19 protein-coding genes and 2 pseudogenes are annotated in these 23595 nt (G+C 38.7%); 5 read left to right on the top strand and 16 right to left on the bottom strand.

Features of this window, described 5'->3' with window-relative positions:
* Positions 1-13 precede the first annotated feature (13 nt).
* Together ACWIUO_RS01635 and lpxC are read left to right on the top strand one after the other, a co-directional pair.
* Positions 14-706, top strand: a complete 693-nt coding sequence (locus ACWIUO_RS01635; RefSeq protein ID WP_454176208.1) for a hypothetical protein — start codon at positions 14-16, stop codon at positions 704-706.
* 158 nt (positions 707-864) lie between these two features.
* Positions 865-1758: a UDP-3-O-acyl-N-acetylglucosamine deacetylase gene (lpxC, locus tag ACWIUO_RS01630; RefSeq protein WP_454176207.1), complete on the top strand. Its 894-nt coding sequence runs from the start codon at positions 865-867 to the stop codon at positions 1756-1758.
* 185 nt (positions 1759-1943) lie between these two features.
* Here lpxC and ACWIUO_RS01625 read toward each other — a convergent pair whose 3' ends face one another.
* The 16 genes and pseudogenes from ACWIUO_RS01625 to ACWIUO_RS01550 form a co-directional block, all read right to left on the bottom strand.
* A complete protein-coding gene (locus tag ACWIUO_RS01625; RefSeq protein ID WP_454176206.1) occupies positions 1944-2639 on the bottom strand; it encodes a tetratricopeptide repeat protein in 696 nt (231 codons plus the stop codon).
* Between the two features lie 770 nt (positions 2640-3409).
* Positions 3410-3544, bottom strand: a complete 135-nt coding sequence (locus ACWIUO_RS01620; RefSeq protein ID WP_454176205.1) for a hypothetical protein — start codon at positions 3542-3544, stop codon at positions 3410-3412.
* 4 nt (positions 3545-3548) lie between these two features.
* Complete coding sequence (gene topA, locus ACWIUO_RS01615; RefSeq protein ID WP_454176204.1) at positions 3549-6032, bottom strand: type I DNA topoisomerase; 2484 nt, start codon at positions 6030-6032, stop codon at positions 3549-3551.
* A 759-nt stretch (positions 6033-6791) separates the two neighbouring features.
* Positions 6792-6932 (bottom strand): hypothetical protein, encoded by a 141-nt coding sequence (locus tag ACWIUO_RS01610; protein ID WP_454176203.1) that lies wholly within the window; start codon positions 6930-6932, stop codon positions 6792-6794.
* Positions 6933-7129: 197 nt separating this feature from the next.
* Entirely contained in the window at positions 7130-8551 is a 1422-nt protein-coding gene (locus ACWIUO_RS01605; RefSeq protein WP_454176202.1) for a DUF2972 domain-containing protein, read from the bottom strand.
* A complete protein-coding gene (locus tag ACWIUO_RS01600) occupies positions 8544-9092 on the bottom strand; it encodes an adenylyl-sulfate kinase (protein ID WP_454176201.1) in 549 nt (182 codons plus the stop codon). The genes ACWIUO_RS01605 and ACWIUO_RS01600 overlap by 8 nt, the downstream gene beginning before the upstream one ends.
* Positions 9089-9874: a phosphocholine cytidylyltransferase family protein gene (locus ACWIUO_RS01595; RefSeq protein ID WP_454176200.1), complete on the bottom strand. Its 786-nt coding sequence runs from the start codon at positions 9872-9874 to the stop codon at positions 9089-9091. Before ACWIUO_RS01595 ends, ACWIUO_RS01600 begins: the two co-directional genes overlap by 4 nt.
* A 203-nt stretch (positions 9875-10077) precedes the next feature.
* Positions 10078-10659 (bottom strand): annotated as a pseudogene (locus tag ACWIUO_RS01590) (gamma-glutamyl-CDP-amidate hydrolase); the annotation flags it as partial.
* The gene (locus ACWIUO_RS01585; RefSeq protein WP_454176199.1) at positions 10650-13025 is read right to left on the bottom strand and encodes a PEP-utilizing enzyme; all 2376 of its coding nucleotides are present in this window, start codon (positions 13023-13025) and stop codon (positions 10650-10652) included. The pseudogene ACWIUO_RS01590 and the gene ACWIUO_RS01585, both read right to left, overlap by 10 nt.
* Before the next feature lie 11 nt (positions 13026-13036).
* Complete coding sequence (locus ACWIUO_RS01580; RefSeq protein ID WP_454176198.1) at positions 13037-13162, bottom strand: hypothetical protein; 126 nt, start codon at positions 13160-13162, stop codon at positions 13037-13039.
* A gap of 39 nt (positions 13163-13201) precedes the next feature.
* Positions 13202-14002, bottom strand: a complete 801-nt coding sequence (locus tag ACWIUO_RS01575; protein WP_454176197.1) for a class I SAM-dependent methyltransferase — start codon at positions 14000-14002, stop codon at positions 13202-13204.
* A gap of 78 nt (positions 14003-14080) precedes the next feature.
* Positions 14081-14879 (bottom strand): annotated as a pseudogene (locus ACWIUO_RS01570) (class I SAM-dependent methyltransferase).
* Positions 14880-14969: 90 nt separating this feature from the next.
* Complete coding sequence (locus ACWIUO_RS01565; RefSeq protein WP_454176196.1) at positions 14970-16388, bottom strand: DUF2972 domain-containing protein; 1419 nt, start codon at positions 16386-16388, stop codon at positions 14970-14972.
* A 53-nt stretch (positions 16389-16441) separates the two neighbouring features.
* On the bottom strand, positions 16442-16624 hold the full coding sequence (locus ACWIUO_RS01560; RefSeq protein WP_454176195.1) for a hypothetical protein: 183 nt from the start codon (positions 16622-16624) through the stop codon (positions 16442-16444).
* A gap of 364 nt (positions 16625-16988) precedes the next feature.
* Positions 16989-17702 carry a CheB methylesterase domain-containing protein gene (locus ACWIUO_RS01555; protein ID WP_454176194.1) on the bottom strand — a complete coding sequence of 238 codons (714 nt, stop codon included), beginning with the start codon at positions 17700-17702 and terminating at the stop codon, positions 16989-16991.
* A gap of 31 nt (positions 17703-17733) precedes the next feature.
* Positions 17734-18579 carry a CheR family methyltransferase gene (locus tag ACWIUO_RS01550; protein ID WP_454176193.1) on the bottom strand — a complete coding sequence of 282 codons (846 nt, stop codon included), beginning with the start codon at positions 18577-18579 and terminating at the stop codon, positions 17734-17736.
* A gap of 151 nt (positions 18580-18730) precedes the next feature.
* Between ACWIUO_RS01550 and luxS the strand changes: the two genes are divergently transcribed.
* The 3 genes from luxS (at position 18731) to ACWIUO_RS01535 (ending at position 23375) form a co-directional block, all read left to right on the top strand.
* A complete protein-coding gene (gene luxS / locus ACWIUO_RS01545) occupies positions 18731-19219 on the top strand; it encodes an S-ribosylhomocysteine lyase (protein ID WP_454176192.1) in 489 nt (162 codons plus the stop codon).
* Between the two features lie 134 nt (positions 19220-19353).
* The gene (locus tag ACWIUO_RS01540) at positions 19354-21009 is read left to right on the top strand and encodes a TolC family protein (RefSeq protein WP_454176191.1); all 1656 of its coding nucleotides are present in this window, start codon (positions 19354-19356) and stop codon (positions 21007-21009) included.
* Positions 21010-21167: 158 nt separating this feature from the next.
* Positions 21168-23375: an NADP-dependent isocitrate dehydrogenase gene (locus ACWIUO_RS01535; RefSeq protein WP_454176190.1), complete on the top strand. Its 2208-nt coding sequence runs from the start codon at positions 21168-21170 to the stop codon at positions 23373-23375.
* Positions 23376-23595: the final 220 nt, after the last annotated feature.

Below are 23595 nucleotides of genomic sequence, written 5' to 3'. Positions count from 1 at the left end.
ATAAGGAGCTACATTGAAAACAAGGCAACACAACCAACGAGTGATTGTTTTAGAAGAGCAAGACGAAGAGGATATTATCAAATTTTTACAAAAAAACGAGATATTGCTAACTCGCTTTGTAATCAATTTTAAATCCCCCATTTCAGCACGCTTGCAATCCATTCTAAAAGAGCTAAATCTATGCTATTTCATAGGCGTAGTAGGCACAAAGCCTAACCAAGACGACATAGATTTGCTAAATGAGCAAAGCAAGCCAACCACGCAATCTAGCCCAAACACTGCCCAAAATCTAAGAGAAAATCCTTATTTAGCCACACCAAAAAATCTAACCCAAAAAAACCCCCCATCAAACAATGCCAACGATACCAACAATGCCAACGCCCCAATCGCTACAAAGATTCCAAAGATTATCCACAAAGTGCGAAGTGGGGAGGAAATCATAGAATCCAACTCTTTGCAGATTTTAGGAGATATCTCAAGCGGTGCAAAAATCAGCACAAAAGGTAGCGCAACGGTGTTTGGCGACTGCTATGGGGTGCTAGAAGTGGAGGGAGAATTTTTGATTTTGCGCAGGCTAAAATCAGGGTATATTTTGTTTAACGGAGAAAAGCTAAATGCCGATATGCTCGCTAGAATAAACGCAAATGACAAACTAAAAATCATCATCAAAAGTGGCTTAAATTTTTCCATAAAAGATATTTTTTAAAAAAGTAGATTCTAGCAAACCAAATATCACAAAGCGTATCAAAATAAGCCAAATCGCTTAAGAAATCGCGCAAGTTTGCGACAAACTTGAAAACTTGCAATACAATACAAGAAAAAACAACGAACAAAAATTATCATAAACTACCACAAAGGATATAAATGAAACAACGAACCATAAAGAAAAAAGTAGAATTAACAGGCATAGGACTTCACAAAGGCGTGCCTGTAAAGCTAGAGTTAGAGCCACTAAGCGCAAATAGCGGAATCGTATTTTATCGTAGCGATTTGGGCGTATCTATCCCGCTAAAACCAGAATCTATCATTGACACGACTATGGCAACGGTAATCGGCAAGGGGGAGGCAAAAATCTCTACGATTGAACATTTGATGAGCGCGATATATGCCTATGGGATTGACAACCTAAAAATCAATGTCGATAATGAAGAAATCCCCATAATGGACGGAAGCTCTATCGCGTGGTGTATGCTACTTGATGAAGCAGGGATTGCAGAATTTGATGAAGCTAGAGAACTTGTGATGATAAAAAAACCGCTTGAAGTGCGCGATGGGGATAAATTTGTCCGCTTAGAGCCCAGCGAAAAAACGATGTTTGATTTTGCGATAGATTTTAGCCACCCAGCCATAGGCAAACAGCAATACAAATTTGCATTTTCTCGCAAAACCTATCGCGAGGAAATCGCCAAAGCTAGGACTTTTGGCTTTTTGCAAGAGGTGAATTATCTGCGCTCCATAGGGCTTGGCAAAGGAGGAAATCTAAGCAACTGCATAGTCCTAGATGAAAGAGGGATAATGAATAAAGAAGGCTTGCGATATAGCGAAGAGTTTGTCCGCCATAAGATTTTAGATGCTATCGGCGATATGGCGATACTTGGGATTCCTCTGCTTGGTAGCTATGTATCTTTTGCAGGTAGCCACAAGCTAAACTCTATGCTTACCCAAAAGCTACTTAGCGATGAGAGCGCGTATGAAATCATCACTTCAGCCAAACATCAAAAAGCATTAGAATTTGAAAAAGCAGTGGCGTTGGATTAAGTATTTTTACATTGGCTTGATTTGGGGGATTAAAAAAAATATGGTGCGGGAATCTAGCCTAGATTTTCTCATTTTTGGCATTTTTCTTTGACAAAAATAGCATAAATAAAATGCGGATTTTAGGAATTTTTGTTAAGGTTGCTAAGAAAAAACCGCTTAAAGCGAGGCTTAGCCTAGATTTTATTTTATGGGTTATTATCATTGCTAGATTGCTTTCGTAATTGTATATATTTATCACAAGAGTCTTTAACCCCCAAATCACAGGCTTTTTCGTGGTATTCTAATGCAAGTAAATAATTGGGCGACACGCTTTTATCGTCTTGATATATATTTCCCAAAGTCTCGCAGGACTTGCTATATCCATAATCACAGGCTTTTTTATAGTATTGTATGCTCTCATTTATGTCCGTATCCCATAATAAATCGCCTACCCCTGCGCAACGCGCTAAAATTTTTTTCTCCATTTTCATTTTTTCTGATTGCCATTCTTTTGTTTGTTGTGTTTGATTTTTTAGAAATATTTCTAGTTCTAAGATGCCATAAGCCAAGTGTTTATGAATTTTTTGGCTATCAACGGAGTTAGGTATGAAGCTTTTTATCTCTTTTAAATCTTTTATAACTTTTTTAACAGAGTCGATAACAGAACCATTATAACTTAGACAAACTTTCTTCTCAAAGGTAACTTTATCAATAATATTACTATCATCTAAACCTGCGCAAGCCACAAGATTCCCCTTTTTACAAGAGGATTCATAAAAGCTAATACATTTTGATATGCCTATACCACCACACATCTCATCATATTTATTACATATTCCCATATTTAGCACACTTGCTAGGATTCCACATACTAAAACTACTTTACTACCAAATTTTCTCATCTTTGCTCCTTTTATTTTTAGTATTGGCAATAATTGTTCCCAAAAAACACTTGGTAAAATCTGCCATTGCTATCTTTGTATGTGCCGATATTTCCATACTCATAGCCGTATTGCCCCCACGAGCAATCAACAAGCACTGCATACGCTCCACCGATATACTACGCACTTGCCATACCCACGCTTAGCACAGCTAGCAACACAGGCGATGATTTTCTTTTTCATTTTTGCTCTTTTGTAGATTTTGCGCTTTATCAAAAAGCGTTTTTGCAAGAAAAAACGATACTACAAAAAAAGTGTTAATATGCGGATTTTGCGGGATAGTGATTTTGTGGTTTTTTTGTGAATTTTGTGGATTTTTGTATGTTTTCTATACTTTAATATTTGCCATACTTTATTTTTGACATATTTGGCAAAATGCGTAGCGTGAGGCAAGTAGTATGAAGTAAAATGTTTTTATTTGTGTTTTGAAGTTTAGAAAAATTTTGGCTTTTTCAAAAACCTCAATATGACAAGAAGTGCTGTCAAATGTTGCCATTGCAAGATTTTGCGATTTTGTCAAAAAGGCTAAAATCGTAGCAATCCAAATCACTGCTTTTTGTCATTGCGAAAAAATCCGCTAGGATTTTCGTGGCAATCTATCGCTATAAAATGCTAAAAACACGCTTTTGATAAAACTAATAAATAGATTGCCACGCGGATTTTTTCAAAATCCGCTCGCAATGACGAAAAAAACTAGATTGCCACGCGGACTTTATAAAATCCGCTTACAATTACAAAACCCACCACTTAAGCCCCCTTGTGCTAAGGGAGGGGGAACAAAAAGACAAAATCCTACGCAATGGAGAGTGGATTTTGGATACTTCGCTTCGTATGAGAGCATTTTGCCATTGCAGGCAAAATGTCAAAATCTTATGCTTCAATCCTGTTTTTGCATTTTATACATTCCAAAAATTCGCCACTTTTTAGGGATTTTTCGCCCATCATTCCTCCGCATTTTTCGCACTTAGCGTTTGTGGGTTTTAGCGGGGAAGTCCATTTGCATTTGGGATAATTTTTGCAACCATAAAACGCCCCACGCCTACTCATTCTCTGCACGATAGATTCTTTGCCACATTTTGGGCAGGCTATGCCCTCTATTATGGTGGCTTCTTTTTTTTCTCCGTTTAGGGATTTTGCGTTTTTGCATTGCGGATAGCCACTGCAGGCTAGAAACTCCCCTCTTTTGCCCATCTTTTTTACCATTGGTTTTCCGCATTTTTCGCACACGCCATTTGCCTCATCTATGCTAGATTCTTGGTTTGTTTCATTGCTAGATTCTTTTTTGATATATTTGCATTTTGGATAGCCACTGCACCCTGTAAATTCCCCATAGCGCGATTTTCGCACGATTAGCTCTTTGCCACATTCTGGGCAGGATTCGCCTGTGAGTTTTGCTATCTTTTGGCTAGCGATATTGCTTTTGCCCGACTCGATTTTAGCGATAAATGGCTCATAAAAATCCCATAGCACATCTTCCCACGAGGCTTGTTTTAGCGCGATAGAATCTAGCTTTTCTTCCATTCCCGCGCTAAATGCGCTATCTACGATTTCATTAAAATGCGCTTCTAGCATCTCTATCACGCTAAATGCGCTATCTTGCGGGATTAGTGCGCGATTTGTAATGGTAATGTATTCTCTATTTACTAGCAGGCTAACGGTCGGAGCATAAGTGCTAGGACGACCTATGCCTAGTGATTCTAGCGTCTTTATAAGGCTAGCTTCGCTATATCGCGCAGGTGGCTCGGTGGTGTGCTTGGTGGCTTTGATTTCATTTGGGCTGATTGCCTCGCCTTTTGTAAATTCTGGCAAAAGTTTGTCTTTGTCATCATTGCCTAAGATTTTATAAAATCCATCAAAGATTAGCTTCCTGCCGTTTGCGCGAAACTCGCTTGGCTCTCTAAAATCGCTCACAAAACTCACGCTTTGGGTTTCATAGATGGCATCTTGGCTTTGGGAGGCTAAAAAGCGATTGTAAATAAGAGTGTAAAGTTTTAGCTCATCTGGTTTTAGGTATTTTGCAGCGATTTGGGGGGGAAAATCGATATTTGTAGGGCGAATCGCTTCGTGTGCTTCTTGCGCACCTTTTGATTTGCTAGCATAGATTTTGGGCTTTTGTGGGACATATTTTTCCCCATAGATTTTGGCTATGTGTGTCCTAGCAGCCTCACTTGCTTCTTTGGCGATGTTTAGGCTATCGGTTCGCATATAAGTGATGATACCCATAGTGCCTTTGTCTGTTGGGACGCCTTCATATAGTCTTTGGGCGATGCCCATCGTGCGCGTGGGAGAGTAGCTTAGATTTGATGAGGCGGACTGCTGGAGGGTGGAAGTCATAAATGGTGGCGGGGTGGCTATTTTTTTTTCTTTGCTAGCGATTTGGGCTATGGTGTAGGTGGTGCTTTTTAGGTGGGTTAGCATTTCATCAGCCATTTTTTGTGAGCTAATGTCAAGTTTTTGTAGTTTTTTGCCTTGATAGATTATTAGCTCGGATTCTACCTCACTAGATTTTGCCTCGCTAGATTTTGCCCTGCCAAAATTCGCGCTAATAGTGAAAAAATCCTGCGGGACAAAGGCTTTGATTTCGCGCTCTTTGTCGATGATGATTTTTAGAGCGGCGGACTGGACTCGCCCTGCGGATAGCCCTTTTGAGATTTTGCTAGAGATTAGCCCGCTTAGCTTAAATCCTACGATTCTATCTAGCAGTCGCCTTGCTTGCTGGGCATTGACTTTGTCCATATCGATTTCTCTAGGATTGGCTAGGGCGTTGTCTATGGCTGTTTTTGTGATTTCGTGAAATACGATTCTAGGGTAGCTTGAGAGTGCCTTGCTAGAATCTATCGCCTGCGTGATATGGTAGCCGATAGCCTCGCCCTCTCTGTCCTCATCGGTTGCTATGTAAGTGGTTTTTGCATTTTTGGCAAGCGTTTTTATCTGTGCTACGATGTCTTTGTGCCCGTCATCTATGGTGTATTGGGGTGTGAAGTGTTTATGTTCTATTTTGATTCCAAAGGAAAATTTTGGCAAATCACGGATATGCCCCTTAGAAGCGATGACTTCATAGCCATTGCCTAAAAAATTTTTTATGGTTTTGGCTTTGGCTGGGGATTCTACGATGATGAGGTTTTTGTTTTGCTTGGCGTTGCTTTTTGAGGTGGAATTTTTTGCGGTGGTGTTTTGTGCTGTGGCAGGTTTTGAAGTGGATTTTGCAAAATCTTTTGTGCTAGATTTTGTGGTTTTTATGTTTTTTGTGGTTTTTGTTGTTGTGCTTTTTGTGGTGGATTCTGTGAGTGTTTTTGCGTTGTTTGCGGGTTTGTTGGTGGTTTTGTTTGCGGTGGAAGCGTGCGTTTTATTCATTTGGGATTCTCCGTATATATTTTGTCTAAGTTTTGCCGTGCAAAATATTGCACCAAAATATTGCGTAATAACGATAAATGGTGTTTATGCTTTGCAAGGTTTTTTATTTTTGGGTTTGCATTATAGCAAGATTTTTATAAATAGTCGTATTTGCTTACCTTATCCACAATGCAAAAACAAACACAAAACGCTTGGCACAATATTTAAGCCTTTGCTTTGTCGTATTTAGAATCTATTTGTTTAGCTAAACACAAGTTGGGAGATTAGTTTTTTATCATTTTTATTTAGCAAGATTTTATGCAAATCTTGCCCTTTAATTTAGTGATGACTATCTAAATTCTGCTTCTTTGAAATGCGGCAAAACACCCTTTTTAATGTCTCTAAATTTATTTAATCTAAACTTAGCATATTGCATTTTGCATATTACATTCTGCTTGCATTTGCAAACATAGCGAAACAAATTTTTTATACACTTTGCGACCAAAATCTATATCAAAAAATTGTGCTCATTTATTTCATTTTTGCCTTGCATTTTAGAAGTTTTCTCACATTCTTTACGATTAAGATTCTAATTTGCTTAAAGATTGTACATAAAATTACGGCTTAAATTTTGGTTGTAAAAGCTTTTTTAATATGATTTATATCAAAAATCCCGTTTTTTGCTCTGGCGTTTAGTGTGGCAAAAATCTCATTTATAAAAGTAGAATCTAACCCATAGTCTTTTTGGATTTGTAGAAATTTCTAGTTTGTCAAAAAGATTTAAAAGTCGCTTTTTAAAAGGCGATAAAAGCGTGAAAGCGTGGTATTCGTGGTATTTTTCTGCTGATGTTTGTTTGTATATCTTTGGTTTGATAAATGGCTAGATATGGGGGTAATGCAGAGATTACTAGCATTGATCATTATTTGCCCTTGCCGTTTGCACTAATTTATGTGACTATCAGCTTTGTGGCGTGATTGGCTCTAAAAAAATCTATGTGATTATACTACTTTGTGCGCTAGGATTTTGGGGATATATGTTAGTGCGATTTGTGTAAAATCATAAGTGCATTTAGCGACAAAAAAGGACACCACAAAACACAAATCTATTGATAAAAACTCTAATCTTTTGTGATATTACTTTCTGCACACATTTTTTCAAATTTGTTGTAATATTTCCACGATTTTACAACATCAGGGCGTAATTCTTTTACAAATTTTGCTTCTTTTTGTAAAATTTCACGCATAAAATTTAGTGCAGTTGATTCACATTCTAAAAGCATTATCAAATCATTTTCATTTATTTTGTGATATTTGTTTTCAATCTCTATCATCTCTATGAGTTTATCTACAAATTTTGCTAATTTTTCTTTTGCATATTGTGATATTTTCGCATTTTCTGCATAGATATAGATTCCGCTTTTTTTAATCCCCAAATCGATTTCACGCATAGAATCTTGTTTGTCTTGTGTGATTAGAAAAGTATCGCCTTGTATGCTGTATTTCAAAGGTAAAAATCCGCAAAATTCTTGGATATGAACGCGTGGCAAAAAATCTCTATTTTTCGGCGGTGCAAAGCCATATTGACAAGCAAGTTTGCAAAAAGTCTCAAATGCCTTGCTTGGCTCAATGCTTGATATATCTAACACATCGATTTTATCAAATCCAAATTTACATAAAAATTCATACAAAGTTGCGTAAGCAAAAGTATTAAACTTTACAGATTGCGCGATTCTGCCTACTATGCTTAAATCTAATGATATGTGATAATAAATGCGATTTTCTAGTGCATTGCAGGGTAGAGTGAAATCATCATAGCTATTTTGCAAATCGCATTTGCCCCAAGAGTTATTTAGGCTAGATTTTAGACGCGAAATAGGGTCGCGCACAAGCATTAAAATGGGTGTCCCTTTGTCAGTCATTAAAATCAGTTTTTCTAGCTCCCTAAAATACACGCTATTTGCGGTATAAGCAGTAATGTTGATTGCGACAAATTTACCTTGCAATAGATTTGTGTAGTTGTAAATATAATGATCTTTTATGTCGCCTATGTGGTCGCCCATAATGCAAACGCCACATTTTTTTAAGCCCAAAACCATAGCTGTATGTCCATTAAAACTTGCCATAATGCAAAGAAATTTATATCCGCGTGGCAATGGCAAATTCATATCCCACGCCAAATCGGCAGAGATAGATTCATAGTCGATTGAATCGGGATTTAGTAACGGCGGATATGGGTGATTTGTATCGATATATTTTTCTTTAAAATCGGAAGATTCTACCCACGCTGTTATTTGCTGGATAAGATTAAAAATGCGTATAGATTTGCGCAGATTTTGAGCGCGAATGGTATGTCGCTCACGCCATTTTTGCGCCTTTTGCTTACGCCCAAGCAAACTATACCCTAGCATTTTGATAAGCGGTTTGCCAAAATAACATCGCTTAAAGTCCTTTATAATTCGCGCCAAATATGCCTTGCGATAGGATTTTATGGTGCTAGAAAGTTTCTGCCCCCCCCCGTGCGTGATTTTTACATTATTCATTGTCTGCTCCTTTTTGATAAGATTTATCATAAAATTTCAAAAATTCATCGCACAAAAATTGTGCCTTTTTATCAAAATCCACTGCTTGGCTATTTTCAAGCACCAAATGTGGCGTGGGCGTATCATAAGCAATATCTACGCCCACGACATTTTGCACTTCGCCACGCAGAGCCTTTGTGTATAGTCCCTTTTGGTCGCGCTTTTTTAGCTCATCAAAATCACATTTGATAAACACTTCAAAGTAATTGTTTAGATTCGCTCGATTCCACGCATACACTTCGCCAAAAAGCGAAATTGTGCTAACGATGACAATCTGCCCTTGATTGCTAAGAAATTTTGCCATTTTTGCGCGTTTGAGAGCCATATCGATTCGCCCATTTTTATCATAAGAAAAATGCCCCAAAATCTCGCGCAACTCATCGCCATCTAAATACACAACATTGCTAAATTTTGCCATTAAAATTTGCGCTAACGCCGTTGCTAATGTGCTTTTGCCACTACCAGCAAGTCCGCAAATCCAAATCACACTGCCTTTTTTCATTGCACAATCTCCACTGCTAAATCACTCTTAAAATCTATTTCACACCACCCACCATTTATTAGCACCGCTTTTGCGTTGTGATATTTGTCGATTAATCCTTGCAAAAAGCTAGTCATATAGATATTGTGATATGGTTGCCCATCAAAAATCGCATTTTTATCTAGCGCGTCATAAAATGCGATAAATTTATCCAAAAAGCTATGCGAAATTTTAAAAAGTCCCATATATTGCGCTTCAATATCTGCTAAACTTTTGGGCTTTTTGCCTAGCTCGGTGATAAAAAACTCCCCATTAGATTCTCGCATTTTTAAGGTTTCTGCATCGCTTAAAATATCACTAAATCTAGCCTCCCAAAGTTTGCGCCACTGCTTATCTATGCAGATTGCAAGTTTGGCGCGTGAATCTAATAAAGCATTCACACAAGGCGCAAAATACACAATATCCGCATAAGAAATAATAATATCTTGTTTTTGTTTTTTGCATTCAAGCAAAAAATCCCGCGCGCAAAATAGCGAATGAAGCATATTTGTGCTTGCGTAGTTTTTGTTTTCAAAAAAGTGTTTTAAACCGAAATTTTGCTCTAAATACTTGCGCAAAATCTCTGCCTTATATCCGCCCACAACGGCGATATTTTGGGTTTTGATTCCTGAGTCTTGTAAGGCTTTTATTTCATATTCGATTAGTTTTTTGCCTTTATACTCCACCATTGTTTTTGGGACATTTGCGGTTAATGGCATAAGGCGTGAGCCAAAGCCTGCTGCTAGAATCAATGCTTTTGTCATTTTTTTACTCCTTGCGTTTGTCTCTTTGGCACTTTCGCGGGATTCTGCGCACTCAACTGCTCAATGGACGAATCAGTCCTATTTTCGCAGTTTCGTGCTTGACCCAGCGGGTTGCAAGGCAAAAAACCCACGAAATTATCCAAAGATACTTCCGCAATATTTTCATTGCACTTTGTTTGTGAATAGATAAAAATCTCTTTTTTAAAACTCTCCAAAATCGCCTTATTTTCTAGCCCATTTTCTCGCTCGATATGCCACATAAGCGCGAAAAATGGCAGAGTTTTATGCCTAAATGCTTCTATTGTGTTATCTTGCGCCCTTGCCAAGCATTCTAAATCCTTGCCTAAATTCACAATGGCATAATTATGAAACGAATTTACGCTAAATTCACACCCTTGATTATCACGCACCAAATGTGCTCCGATATGATTTTGGTAAGACAAAATCTCACTACCAAAAAAATGTGCCATAAACTGCGCCCCACGACAAATCGCCAAAACAGGTATGTTTAGATTCGCGCAATGCGTTAAAATCTGCGCTTCATAATTATCGCGAATCTGATTTTGTCGTAAATCATTAAACACACTTAAATCATTACCACCGCTTAAAATCACACCTTTTAGCACATTTTCATAGCGACTAAAAGGGATTTCTACACACAAAGGCAAAGGCAAAAAGCCCTTAAATTCGGCATTAAAAAGCGCACCCCACTCTATGCTTAACGCTTCACGCAATTCAGCATAAGATTCATTGCAAACTAATCTTTGAGAAATGCCTATAAACATAGTATTTGCTCGCTTCCGCATTCGATTCGCACACGCTTTGCCTTGCATAGCATAGCAAATCTTTCTTCGCCCACACCGATGACTGATGGCAGGGCTAACTCACTAGCGCGAATCGCCATATGTGAATTTGCCCCGCCATAGCAAGTGATTAGCCCTGCGATATGTTTAGTAAAGAGATAATCATATCCCGGGTCCGCAGATTTGATAAGCACGATTTTACCTTTTAGATTGCTATCATTTTCAAACGCCACTTGCGCGGTTACGCTTTTTTGCGTGATAAAATTTGGTAGCGAAGTTTGCGTAAAAAAGCTATAAATTTGGTGTGGAGAGTAGAGTAGGGGTGGGAGTTTGAGTGCCAAAGTGAGCTCGTATTCTGCCTTGTGCCTTGCGATTTCGTCTAAAAATCGCTCTTTTGGATTTTTAGAATAAAGCGATGAGTAAAGCGTAAAAATATTTTGAATATCTAAATGTGCCATATTTTCTTTGTCAATCCCATAATACTCGCCAAGTTCGCTAATTAGCTCAATAGCGTAGCTTAAAAGTTTGCTAAATTCAAATTTCACACGCTCTCTGCCCTCAATCGCATCTTTTAAAAATGCAAAAAATCCTTGCGAATCGATTTTTAACCCATTTTGCACTAAAAGTATGTCTAACTCTTGCATTTTGTGCGAATCTAGCGTGAAATCTTTATGTTTTGGGCTTTGTGGATTTTGGCAAAAAGCGAAATATTTTTCAAACGCACAATCATAGCGCGGGGACAAAATATTATAAGTCCCAGCGCGTAAATGCCCAAATTCACTTAAAAATTCATCAGCATTTTGCGCGTTTAGATTCGCGCTTTTGGTGGATAAAATCTTGCTAATGGTATTTAGCGAGTTTAGAAAATCATCTTTTTGTGCCACACTTAAAAAGCCAATTTCTACGAGCGAATTTAGCATTTGCATTGCGACAAATCCAGCCCTAGCCACCCCAGCAAAAGGCAAGGTGCCATAGCGTTTGCAAGATTCTAAAAGCCAATAGATTTTATCGATAGCCGAATAGTTTGAATCTTTGATTTGCGTAAAAACCGCATTTAATTTGTCTGCCTTTGCAATGTCTTTTTTAAATAGCGCGTTTTGTGGGTTTATAATGTCATTTGTGAGATTTAATAGCGCAAATTCAAGTCGTTTGATTTCATTTTCATTAAAATTAAAATTGAGCAAATTTTTTAGCTTTTTTGGAGCGTTAAAATCATAGCACGAATACACGATAGCAAACTCGATTTTATCGTGTAGCTGTGGCGAATCTATGAGCTTTTGCAAGTAAAAATTGATGAGTTTTTCAGCGATTTTGCTATCTAAATCCTTTGGCACAAACGAATTAAAACTAACGCGCACATCAATATATGGCATTCCCAAAAATGAGTGCATTAGCGGGTGGCTACGCAAATCCCTATATCCGTAATTATCGCGCTGATACGCCCAAATATTATCCGTGATGATGGCTTTATAAAGGCTTAATGCAAGGCGTTTTGGGCGAATGCCGATGATTTCAGCGGGATTCCAATCAGGCATAATCCCAAAGATAAATCGCTCCCCTAGCACACCACAGCGATTTTCTTGTAAATTTTCCAAACGGCGATAAAGTCTGCCTAATGCTTCTTTTGGTAATGCTTTGAAAAGATTGAGTTTGCCTTGCATTACAAGCGGACGGACTTGCAAACAAGAAAGAATTTCTTTGTCGCCACGCTTTACAAACGCAAACTCAATATCCAAAAACTCACAATCAAAAAGATTTTCACACTCTCTTATCATTGCGATTAGTTGCGACATTCGCTTATCACTGATAGATTCTGCCCCGCGATAAGCATAAAAATTTTTACTTACCTTGCTACTGCCATCGGTGATTGCATTGCTACTTCCACTCTCATCATAGGCTATACAAAAATACGGCGAAAAATTATCCTTATCCACGCTAAATGCCACACCACACGCGCTAATATTTTCTAAAAACGGCTGAATCAAAATCTCATCATTTTCATTTGGCATCGAATCTGCGACTTTTTGTAATGCGCTAAAAACGGCGTTTTCATCATCGCTTTTAATGTTTGCAATGCTTAAAAACGCCCCTGCGTTTGATTGACTCTCGCTATCTTCATTTAGTGAGCTTGAACGGATAATAATGCGTTTGGCTTGCAAATCTTTGATTTTAGCAAAAATGGCTTTTTTAGATTCGCTAGATTTACGCCCTTTTGATTCGCGCAAATCTTGCAAGTCGCTTTTGCTAAAAATAAGCAATGGCAACACTTCGCCATTTTGGATTCGCCCTTGCAATGCGAGTAAGTTTCGTGCTTTGCTTTGAAAAGTTAATATTTCGCGTTTTTTCATTTTGTCCTTTCTTATGGCGTTGTCTCTTTAGCGATTTTGCGGGATTCAGCGCACTCAAACACTCGATGAACTATCAGTTCTATCTCGTGCTTTCGTGCTTGAAAACCCACAAAATCGCCTAAAGATACTTCCGCCATTTTTACCTTTTTGCCTTACGCTCTATTTTATTTTTAATCTCACACCTTTTTCGCACTCCAACACCTTGTGGTATATTTGATACGAAATTCATTTGGCAATTTTTCTTTGAATCGCTCACAGATTCGCGCAAACAAATCTCTGCCTTCATCGCTATCTAAATCCCAATATGGATTTTTCACGCTCTGCCACGCCAAAATGTAGTTTTCCAAACTCTGCGTGAAATAAAAATCCTGCTCCAAATACGAAATCTCATCAAAAAGCTCTTTGTGCGCTTCGATTATAGGGCGTTGGTCTTCGCGCCTTACACCCCTTTCATAGCTAGGCACAAGCTCTTTTATGATAGATTCTGCCTTTGTCTGAATCTCATCATTTAAATCCCTGTGATTCCACATACACGAAAAATATCCGCCATTTTTTAGCAGTCTATGCGTTTGCTTTAGTGCCTTGCTTCTATCCATCACATTAAAGCTACTACCAAAGGTTACGAAATCAAACGCTTCGCCCTCCAAGCCATTTTCAATGCCTGTGGCGCGAATCCACTTGATATTTTGCCCATTTGTGCGATTTATGCCGATTTCTCTCATCGCGTCATTTGGCTCTACTGCTACCACTTGCGCACCTCTTTCTAAAAGCATAATGCTTAGATTCCCTGTCCCTGCGCCAATGTCAGCGACTTTAAGTTGCAAATCTTGCGAATCTTTACTCCCGCCCACAAGTGCCAAAAGCATATCAATCGCCTTTGGCGCGTAATTTGGGCGAAACTCATAAAATTTCGCGTGTTTGCTATAATCCCATACACTCTCAACTAATTTGTCCTTATTTGCTTTATTTTCTGTCATTTTCTTGTCCCTTTCGCTTAACTAAGCCACAAGCCCAAAAAGCAAAAGAGACAAGATTTACGCGCTTTGTAAAATCCCCTAATTGATTTTTCTTGCGCTCCAAGCGCGGATTTTATAAGGGATTTGTAGCGTTTTATAAGGCGCGATTTTAGATTCTATCATCGCTAAAATCTGCGCCCATCTCTTTTGCCCTGCTTGGGCTTGTATATCATTTACCGAGTGCCACGCTCCTATATAGCGTTCTTTACTCCAAGTCTCGCTATAAGCGCACTCCATAAAAAAGCAGTCCGTGAAATATCCGCTAGATTGCAGACACTCCGCCCAATCTTTTGTATTTTGCGCTCCGCTACTCACTCGATTAAGCTCTGGAACAATACCCTTAATCTCTTGCTTGATTTCATAGAAAATTGAGCCTTCTTTTATGTCGCGGGGATTGTATAGAATCGTAAAGTATGATTCCCCCCCCATTTGTAGCACGGGATTCGTGGCTTTTTAGAACCCTTGCAAATTCAGGCAAAGATTTACTTGAATCTGTCCAATGAAAAGAACTTGCCATTATGAGCCAATCCGCGCTATTATCTGGGAGATTTGTCGCCTCTCCACTGCCTTTGCGCCACTCTATGCTTAATCCTTGCGTGGCTTTCTCGCCCTCCGCTCTCATCGCATCATTTGGCTCAACGGCAATGACATTAAAACCAAAATCTTGCGCTAACATTGCGGTAAGTTTGCCCGTCCCTGCGCCTACTTCTACGACTTTTAAGTCTTTGTTGTTGCGCTTTTGGCTCACACACGCGATGAGTTTGTCAATTAAAAGTGGCGAATACGCAGGGCGATTGTGATAATGCTGTGCTAAATCCGTAAAATCAGCTTGTTTCATTTTTCTTAACTCTCCTTTGTATTTTTTAGGTTTTTTTCGATTTGTTTAAGATTCTCTCTTATGCGGAGAGGGTTAGTGGCGGGTAAATCACTAACCAGAATCCAACTCATCACACATTTTTTCAAACTCCAAATAATACTTCCATTTTTGGATAAAATCAGGGTGGTTGGTTTTGATGTAAGTTAATTCATTGTCTAAAATATTTTTTATCGTCTTTCTCACTTTATGGTTTTGTCTCAAAAAATCTAAGATTTGTTTTTCTGTTATTTTATCCTTGTTTCTACGATGTAGCTCTTTTCTAATCGCACTTATATAATCCATAAGAAATTTAATTGTTGTATTGTAAAGAATGTCATTATCTTTTAATTTTAAAAAATGTTCTTGCTCTATGATTATTAAAACCATTGTTTCATCTATGGTAAGATTACTTTCAAATATTGAGCCAATATCAATGAAATCTTTTTGTTTTTCAGTCAAATGAGATGGCAAAGTAATTATTATTGGGATACTGTCTCGTTTGTTTAAAGAATCGAAAATTTGGTTTTCTATTTCTAAATCATCTGGATGAACATATAAAGTGGTTGGAAGTAATGTGTATATTTCAGTCCATTGTTTATTAGCAAAAAAATCTTTATTTTTTGGTTTGTCAAAATCAAATATGTGAGCCATCTTAGAAAAAGTATCAAAAGCTTTGTCAGATTTTAAATCATTAAACTCCACACAATATACATAGCTAATATTATCTATAAAGGCTTCAAGCATAGAATCTTTAGCAAGCACAGATTCTATGCTTGCTAAATTACCGGGGTTATCAAGCAAAAAACCATAAGATGGTTTATAATCGTTGCTATACAAATATGTTGCCTTTGGAATCAAATCATCAACGCTATCTTTATAAGTAAGGTTAAAATTCTTTACATATTGTATTGCTCTACCATAGTCATTGTTATGATGATTTAAGCAAGTCTTGATTTGGCTTATGGGGCATCTAACAAGAAACAATAACGGCACTTTCTTTGTTATTATTTTTTGAAATTTGAGTGCATTTTTTTTATCCCAATGAAAAAACATTTGATAATAAAAGAAAATGCTTATGGTCGTTTTGTGGTATATTGTTTTACGACAAATATCAGAATTGTATATATTTTTATATATTTCTAAAAAGTTTTCGCCAGAATATGGTTTATTATTGCATTGTTTTAAAAATTCATATGTTGCAAGTGAAGCACAACATACATTTGCAATGGTTAATAACTCATAATGCGGCGGCAAGGGTAGATTCATCTCCCAAGCAAATTCAGCGGGGATTGAATCATAGTCGATTGAATCGGGATTTAGCAAAGGCGGATATGGGTGATTTGTATCGATATATTTTGCTTTAAATTCGCTTGTTTTAAGCCAATCTTTGCTTTGGGATTTTATTTTGTCAAATGCGCGATAATAGCGCAAGGACTGCCTAAAAGCGCGTTTAGATTCGCATATATTTTTGTAGCGATTTTTATGTCGCATTTTGTATTTTTGCACCTTTTGTGCGTTATTTAGTAGCATATAACAGCACATTTTTATTCTCGGCTTCCCAAGATAAAATCGCTTGTAGTGTTTAAGGATTTGCCAAAATGCCTTTGAAATCGCAAAAAGCAATTTGCGATGATATTTTGCAAAAAGTGCGTTAGGATTAGTAGAAGGTAATCCCCCCCCCCCCCGATTAGCACAGGTGTGGCGTTGTGGTTAGAAATGGTTTTCAAAATTTTGTCCTTTTGCGTTTGTGTTTTAAAAAATGCAGTCATACAAATATCAAAAATATAGAGCGTAACAATCCTTTGTATAGTCGCTAAACAAAATCCAAAACATAATTTTACCAAAAAAAAAAAAAAACAATCTATATTAACTTAATAAAGTTTTTTTGTAATGATTTTTGGCAAAGAGTTTTTGTGCATTTTTGTTTTGGTTATTGATAAAATCTATGTTTGTGAGTTTTTGTGTGAGTTTTTGTATTTGTTTATTTTGCAAAATTTTTGTGCTTTTTGTGTAGTGATATTCTTGTTTTTTATCGAAAAAATCATAACTTAAAGACTGCTTTGTTTGGGGTTAAGTCGGGGTAAATCCTATCTAAATATGATATTCCCCATCATCGATTTTCACGCCTCTTTTTTGGGGCAATCTATCCTCCGCGTAGGCTATGATTTTGTCTGCGATATTTTGCAGGGCTACGATTTCATCGATTGCGCCTGCTTCGATTGCTTGCTTTGGCATACCAAAAACCGTGCAAGTGGCTTCATCTTGTGCGATTGTATATGCGCCATTTTGGTGCATTTCTTTTATGCCGATAGAGCCATCATCGCCCATTCCCGTTAGTATTATGCCTAGTGCGCTTTTGCCTGCACAATTATTTGTCGCACGGAAAAGTATATCCACGCTTGGCAAGTGGCGAGAAATCCTAGGACCATCGATAGGGCAGGCGTAGTATCTCCCCGCTTCACAGCCGATTTTTAGCTGCATTCCCGCTTTGGCGATATAGGCGCAATCGTGCTTTAAAATCTCTTTTTTTTCTAGCTCCAAAACAGAGATTTTGGATTTAGAGTCTAGCCTAAGTGCTAAGGACTTAGAAAATCCCTCTTGTGTGTGCTGGACGATAAGTATGGGAGGTAGATTGGTATCTTGTGGCAATGCGCTAAGCACGGCTTCTAGGGCTTGAGGACCGCCCGTAGAAGAGCCTATGACTACGAGCTTTTCGCGCCCGATGGGACAGGGCTGGGATTTTAGAAATACATCGGGGTGGAGTTTTTCTTGCACTCCTTTGAAATCTTTATGTGCTTCTGCCATACTTTGTGCTACCTTTGTGGATTTTTTTGATTTATTCGCGGATTTTTATGTAGGTTTTGTTGCCTAGTCGCTCTACTTTGTCTTTTAGCCCTAGCAAATCCTCTGCGTGCCCTAGATAAAACACACCGCCGATTTTTAGATGTGTAAAAAGTCGTTTCAAAATCATCTCTTGGTCCTCGATTTTAAAATAAATCAAAATATTGCGACAAAAGATTATATCAAAGTCATTTTTGTTAAATGGATATTTTTCTGCAAAAAGATTTAGATTTTGAAATTTTAAAATCGATTTTAGTTCGGGCTTTGCTCGGATTTGCAAAGTGCCGTTTGGATTTTCGCTTATCGTGTCAAAATATTTATCCATATTTACCCAATTTGGTAGATGAAGTCTTGGGTTAAAGTTAAAAACGCCATCTTTTGCGGCTTGCAAGACTTTGGTGTCAATGTCTGTGGCTATGATTTCTATGTCGCTTGAAGAGCGATAAATCTCTTTGGCATATAGCGCGGTAGCCGCGATAGAGTATGGCTCTTCGCCTGTGGAGGACGCCGCACAATAGATTTTGATTTTGAAATGACTTTGAAAAAGGGTAGGCATAGCCCTATCAAGCATATCTTGGAAATGCACCCTCTCGCGGAAAAAATCTGTCTTATTTGTCGTAAAAGCATTGATAAAAAGCTGTCTTGCTTGGGCGTTTTGGCTAGCGATGTCTAAAATATCTTGCACGGTTTGCACCTCGCCAAACACGGCATTGCGCGTGAGAGAATCTAGCCGATTTTTCATCATTGTTTGCTTGGAGTTGTTTTCTAGGTGGATTCCTGTTAGCTCATAAAGATAGGCTTGGATTTTCTTAAAAGATTTTGCTACATCATCAAGTTGCAAGGCTTGTCCTTTTTGTCGTTATTTTTCAAAGATTTGAAATTGTAGCAAAAATTTTGGCAAATATTTTTCACATTGCTTTCACTTTAGCAAACTATAATCCAAATTTTACTAAGATTCTATCTTTAAATTTTGATTTCTTAAAGGAGAATCTATGCCATTACTTGATAGTTTTAAGGTGGATCATACCATTATGCCAGCCCCTGCGGTGCGACTTGCAAAGACAATGGAAACGCCAAAGGGCGATAAAGTGTGTGTGTTTGACTTGCGCTTTTGCAAGCCAAATGAGGAAATTTTAAGCGAAAAGGGAATCCACACGCTAGAGCACCTTTTTGCGGGATTTATGCGCGAGCATCTCAATGCCTCAAATGTCGAAATTATCGATATTTCGCCGATGGGCTGTCGCACGGGATTTTATATGAGTGTGATAGGCACTCCAAGCGAAGAGAGCGTCAAAGAAGCGTGGGAAGCGAGTATGAAAGATATTTTGCGCGTCAGCGAAATCCCAGAGGCAAATAAGTTTCAATGTGGCACTTATGCTATGCACTCGCTTAAAGAAGCCCAAGACATCGCTAATGACACGCTAAATAAGGGCATTGGCATAATGGATACGCAAAAACTGCTCCTCAAAGAGTTTGCCTAAAAAAGTCCTAAAATCATAGAATCAAACATTTGAAGGATTTTAGAACATCTTTTTTGCGCTTTCTTTGTTGGTTTGGATTTTGCGTAGCGATTTAAAAAAAAAGCAAGACAAGGCACGATAAGGAATAACGCCAAATGAGATTTATAAGATTCTTTAATGTTTGGAGTATGTGGGTTTTTGTGTCGCGCTTTTATGCGTGCGCGATATTTGCGTGCGAAAGAGTTTCGTGCGCAGGATTTGTGCGCATAATGTTTTTGCGTGCAATATTTATGCGTAGATTTTGCGCGGATTTTGCCCGCTTAGCAAATGTGCTTAGGATTTGTATAGGATTTGGATTTGCGCTTTGCGTGGGGGCATATCTAGGAGGCTGTGCCACGCCATATACAAATGAGCGCGTGGCAAAAGAAATATCACTAAAAGAAAATCTACGAAACTCCATAAAAGGCGAGCTAGCACTGCCAAAATCGCCTTTAGATTCTGCCTCAAATGCTACGAAAAATAGCGCAAAAAATAGCAAAAATGATGAGGTGGATTATCTTAAAAACTTGCTCTTTTTTATCAATGATAATCGACTAAAATCCCTGCTAGAAACCGCCCTGCAAAACAACACAAATATCCTAACCCTCACTTCACAAATCGCGCAATCAAGGGAATCTCTAGGGCTAGCAAATGCAAATATGCTACCCAAACTTTCTTTTAATATGGGGCATAATTTTTCAAGTGGCAATTACAGCAGATACCAAATAAACTACAATCAAAACACCGTAAATGCAAATCTTTCTTTGTCGTGGGAAATTGACTTATTTGGCAAGCTAAACTCTTTGCGAAAATCTCAAAAATATCAATACCTTGCCGCATTTTCTAATCTAGAATCCGCAAAAGTAATCCTAATAGGCGAGGTGGCGACAAATTATTACACACTGATAAAAACTCATAATGCAAGGATTAGAGCCGCTCAAATCCTAGAAAATAACGAAAAAATCTTATTTTTATCACGCGAAAAATACGCGCTAGGCTTGCTAGATATTTCCACTCTTAGCCCGCTTATCACCGCCCTATCAAGCGCAAAATCAAACCTAAACGCCCTAAAACTCCAAGAAGAGCAAACAAGAAACGCGCTTTTGGTGCTACTAAATAGCGTTGATTCTAGCGTGCTAGATGAGATTATCCAAAGCGAAGAGACAATAGATTTTAGCGAGGCAAAAATCCCTATCGTGCGCGAATTTCCACAAGATATTTTGCTAAATAGAGAGGATATAAAATCTAGCATTGCCACGCTAAATTCACAGATTATGCTGGGTAATTCTAAAAAAGCGGCACTTTTCCCGTCCATATCGCTTGGCGGGAGTTTGGGGCAGATTTTGTATTCGGCAAGGGGGGCTGGTAGCCTTATCTGGCAAATCACAAGTTCTCTTACCTCGCCACTGCTAAATCGCGCTAGCCTAACCAAAGACTACAAAATCCAAAAAGAAGCCACCAAACAAGCCTACTATGCGCTAGAAAATACCATACGCACGGCACTAGGCGAGGTAGAAAACGCGCTAATGCAGGTAAATACCACAAAAGATTCTCTAAAATTTCAAATCCAAAGTTTTGCTAGCTCACAAGAACTGCTAGAATCCGCGCAAACAAGCTACAAGCTAGGAACCCAAAACGAAGATACTTATTTGGCAAATGAAAATTCATTTCTAAACGCATATCAAAGCCTAGATGAAGCAAAATTTGCCCAAATAAATTCTATAATCGTGCTTTATAAGGCATTTGGCGGAAATCTAAGCGCACCAAAATAGCAAAATTTTGACAAAATGTTTTTAAGCCTTTTTTTAAAGTATTGCCAAAAATAATGCGAAATAAAATATATTTTGCTATACTTTTTCACATTTCTTGTTGGCATTTCTATTTTACTTTTTAGCATTTGCCTACCAAATCTCACACCAAAGGACACACAATGAAAATCACATACACACTAACTGACGAATCCCCAGCACTTGCGACTTATTCGTTTTTGCCCATCGCAAAAGCATTTTGCAACCACGCAGATATTGAGGTGGCTACGAGCGATATTTCACTCTCTGCGCGCGTTTTGGCGCAATTCCCAGAATCGCTCAAAGATTCCCAAAAAGTGCCAGACACCCTAGCTGAATTAGGCAAACTTGTGCAACAAAGCGATTGCAATCTCATCAAAACGCCCAATATTTCAGCGTCAATCCCACAGCTAAAAGCGACTATCAAAGAGCTTCAAAGCAAAGGCTATGCGCTCCCAGAATTCCCCGATGAGCCCAAAGATGACACCCAAAAAGCAATCAAAGAAAAATACCAAAAAGTGCTAGGAAGCGCGGTAAATCCCGTGCTAAGAGCGGGCAACTCCGATAGGCGAAGCACAAAGGCAGTCAAAGACTACGCACGAAAAAATCCTTATCGCGTGATTCCCTTTGATAAAATCTCCAAAACCATTGTGAGCTATATGAAAGATGGCGATTTTTTCGACAACGAAAAAGCAGCTCTCATCGATAAACCCACAAACGCAAAAATCGTATTTAAAGACGCAAATGGCACAACCACGACTTTAAAAGAAAATCTCAAATTAGAAAAAGATGAGATTTTGGACGCCACATTTATGGATAGCGCGAAGCTCTATGACTTCTACAAAGCACAAATTGAAGTCTGCAAAAAGCAAGATATTTTATTCTCCCTCCACCTCAAAGCCACGATGATGAAAGTAAGCGACCCCGTGCTATTTGGCTACGCGGTGAAGGCGTATTTCGCCGAGATTTTTGAGCGATTTGGCGATGAGTTAGCCGCGCTTGGTGTCAATGCAAATAACGGCGTGGCAGAGATTTTAAGCAAAATAGAATCTAGCCCTAAAAAAGATGAGATTCTCGCGCTGTATAACGAAATCCTTGCCAAATCCTCAAAAATCTCAATGGTAAATTCAGACAAAGGCATCACAAACTTGCATATCCCAAGCGATGTGATAGTCGATGCGTCAATGCCCGCTATGCTAAAAAACGGCGCGAAATTGTGGGACAAAGATGGCAAAGAGTGCGATACCAACGCGGTTATCCCTGATAAAACTTACGCTACGATTTATGAAGCCGTGATAGAGGATTTGCACGCTAATGGCACGCTAGAGCCTAGCAAACTAGGCAGTGTCAGCAATGTCGGACTAATGGCAAAAAAAGCGCAAGAATACGGCAGCCACGATAAAACTTTTATCGCGCAAAGCGATGGCGAGTTTAGCATAATCGATGAGAGTGGCAACGCGCTTTTGACCCACAAAGTCCGCAAGGGTGATATTTATCGCGCAAATCAAGCCAAAATTGACGCGGTGCTAAATTGGATAGATTTGGGAATCGAGCGAGCCGAGCTCACAGGTGATAGGGCGATTTTTTGGCTTGATGAGAAGCGAGCGAGCAACAAAATAATGGCTGATATTGTGCGACAAAGACTAAAACAAAAGGGCAAATCTATGGAGATTTTAGCCCCCAAAGAGGCGTGCTTAGAATCGCTAAAACTAATCCGCGCAGGCAAAAACGCTATAAGCATTACGGGCAATGTGTTGCGCGATTATCTCACTGATTTATTCCCCATTTTAGAGCTTGGCACAAGTGCCAAAATGCTATCCGTAGTGCCTATGCTAAATGGCGGGGCGATGTTTGAGACAGGTGCGGGAGGTAGCGCGCCAAAGCAAGTCGAGCAGCTAGTGGAGGAAAATCACTTGCGCTGGGATAGTTTGGGCGAGTTTTTGGCATTGCAAGCGAGTTTGGAGTTTTACGCACAGCGCAATAATAACGCCAAAGCAAAAGTCCTCTCACGCGCCCTAGATAGCGCGATAGGACAATGGCTAGATAACAACAAAGCCCCCTCACGCAAAGTAGGCGAGGACGACAACCGCACAAGCCATTTTTATTTGGCGATGTATTTCGCACGCGCATTGGCAAATCAAAGCGAAGATTCTGCGATTTCTAGCTTTTTTGGCGCGGTGGCAAGCGAACTAGAATCAAACGCGCAGTCTATCCGCGCAGAATTTAACTCCGCGCAAGGAGCGAAGGTGGATTTAGGCGGATACTACAAACTCAATGATGACAAATGCAACGCCATAATGCGCCCAAGCAAGGCATTTAACTCCATAATAGAAAAAATCGCTAAGAAATAAGCGCGACTTCTTTTAACTCGATTTTGACTACTTCGCAGAATCCTAATTTACAGGATTCTGCTTTGTGGGATTGCGTGCGTTAAATATTTAAATATCCTAATGTTTTTTTGTTTGATATAATGTGGGATAATTTTTGAGTTTTTATGATTTTTAGATTTTGGATATAATGGCAAAATCTAGAAATCATAAAAACAGCAATTAAATCAAAAGTGTTGCATTA

It is taken from the genome of Helicobacter sp. T3_23-1056, assembly GCF_053654535.1.
Note: the sequence above shows the minus strand (reverse complement) of the source record. Positions and strands in the feature narration are given on the sequence as shown.

Coding starts and splice junctions, on each gene's coding strand:
- ACWIUO_RS01600 (WP_454176201.1), bottom strand. CDS start 9,092: ATGAAAAAAGGCAGTGTGATTTGGATTTGCGGACTTGCTGGTAGTGGC.
- ACWIUO_RS01625 (WP_454176206.1), bottom strand. CDS start 2,639: ATGAGAAAATTTGGTAGTAAAGTAGTTTTAGTATGTGGAATCCTAGCA.
- ACWIUO_RS01610 (WP_454176203.1), bottom strand. CDS start 6,932: ATGATCAATGCTAGTAATCTCTGCATTACCCCCATATCTAGCCATTTA.
- ACWIUO_RS01595 (WP_454176200.1), bottom strand. CDS start 9,874: ATGACAAAAGCATTGATTCTAGCAGCAGGCTTTGGCTCACGCCTTATG.
- ACWIUO_RS01535 (WP_454176190.1), top strand. CDS start 21,168: ATGAAAATCACATACACACTAACTGACGAATCCCCAGCACTTGCGACT.
- luxS (WP_454176192.1), top strand. CDS start 18,731: ATGCCATTACTTGATAGTTTTAAGGTGGATCATACCATTATGCCAGCC.
- ACWIUO_RS01580 (WP_454176198.1), bottom strand. CDS start 13,162: ATGGCGGAAGTATCTTTAGGCGATTTTGTGGGTTTTCAAGCACGAAAG.
- ACWIUO_RS01575 (WP_454176197.1), bottom strand. CDS start 14,002: ATGACAGAAAATAAAGCAAATAAGGACAAATTAGTTGAGAGTGTATGG.
- ACWIUO_RS01555 (WP_454176194.1), bottom strand. CDS start 17,702: ATGGCAGAAGCACATAAAGATTTCAAAGGAGTGCAAGAAAAACTCCAC.
- topA (WP_454176204.1), bottom strand. CDS start 6,032: ATGAATAAAACGCACGCTTCCACCGCAAACAAAACCACCAACAAACCC.
- ACWIUO_RS01540 (WP_454176191.1), top strand. CDS start 19,354: ATGAGATTTATAAGATTCTTTAATGTTTGGAGTATGTGGGTTTTTGTG.
- ACWIUO_RS01605 (WP_454176202.1), bottom strand. CDS start 8,551: ATGAATAATGTAAAAATCACGCACGGGGGGGGGCAGAAACTTTCTAGC.
- ACWIUO_RS01565 (WP_454176196.1), bottom strand. CDS start 16,388: ATGCGACATAAAAATCGCTACAAAAATATATGCGAATCTAAACGCGCT.
- ACWIUO_RS01585 (WP_454176199.1), bottom strand. CDS start 13,025: ATGAAAAAACGCGAAATATTAACTTTTCAAAGCAAAGCACGAAACTTA.
- lpxC (WP_454176207.1), top strand. CDS start 865: ATGAAACAACGAACCATAAAGAAAAAAGTAGAATTAACAGGCATAGGA.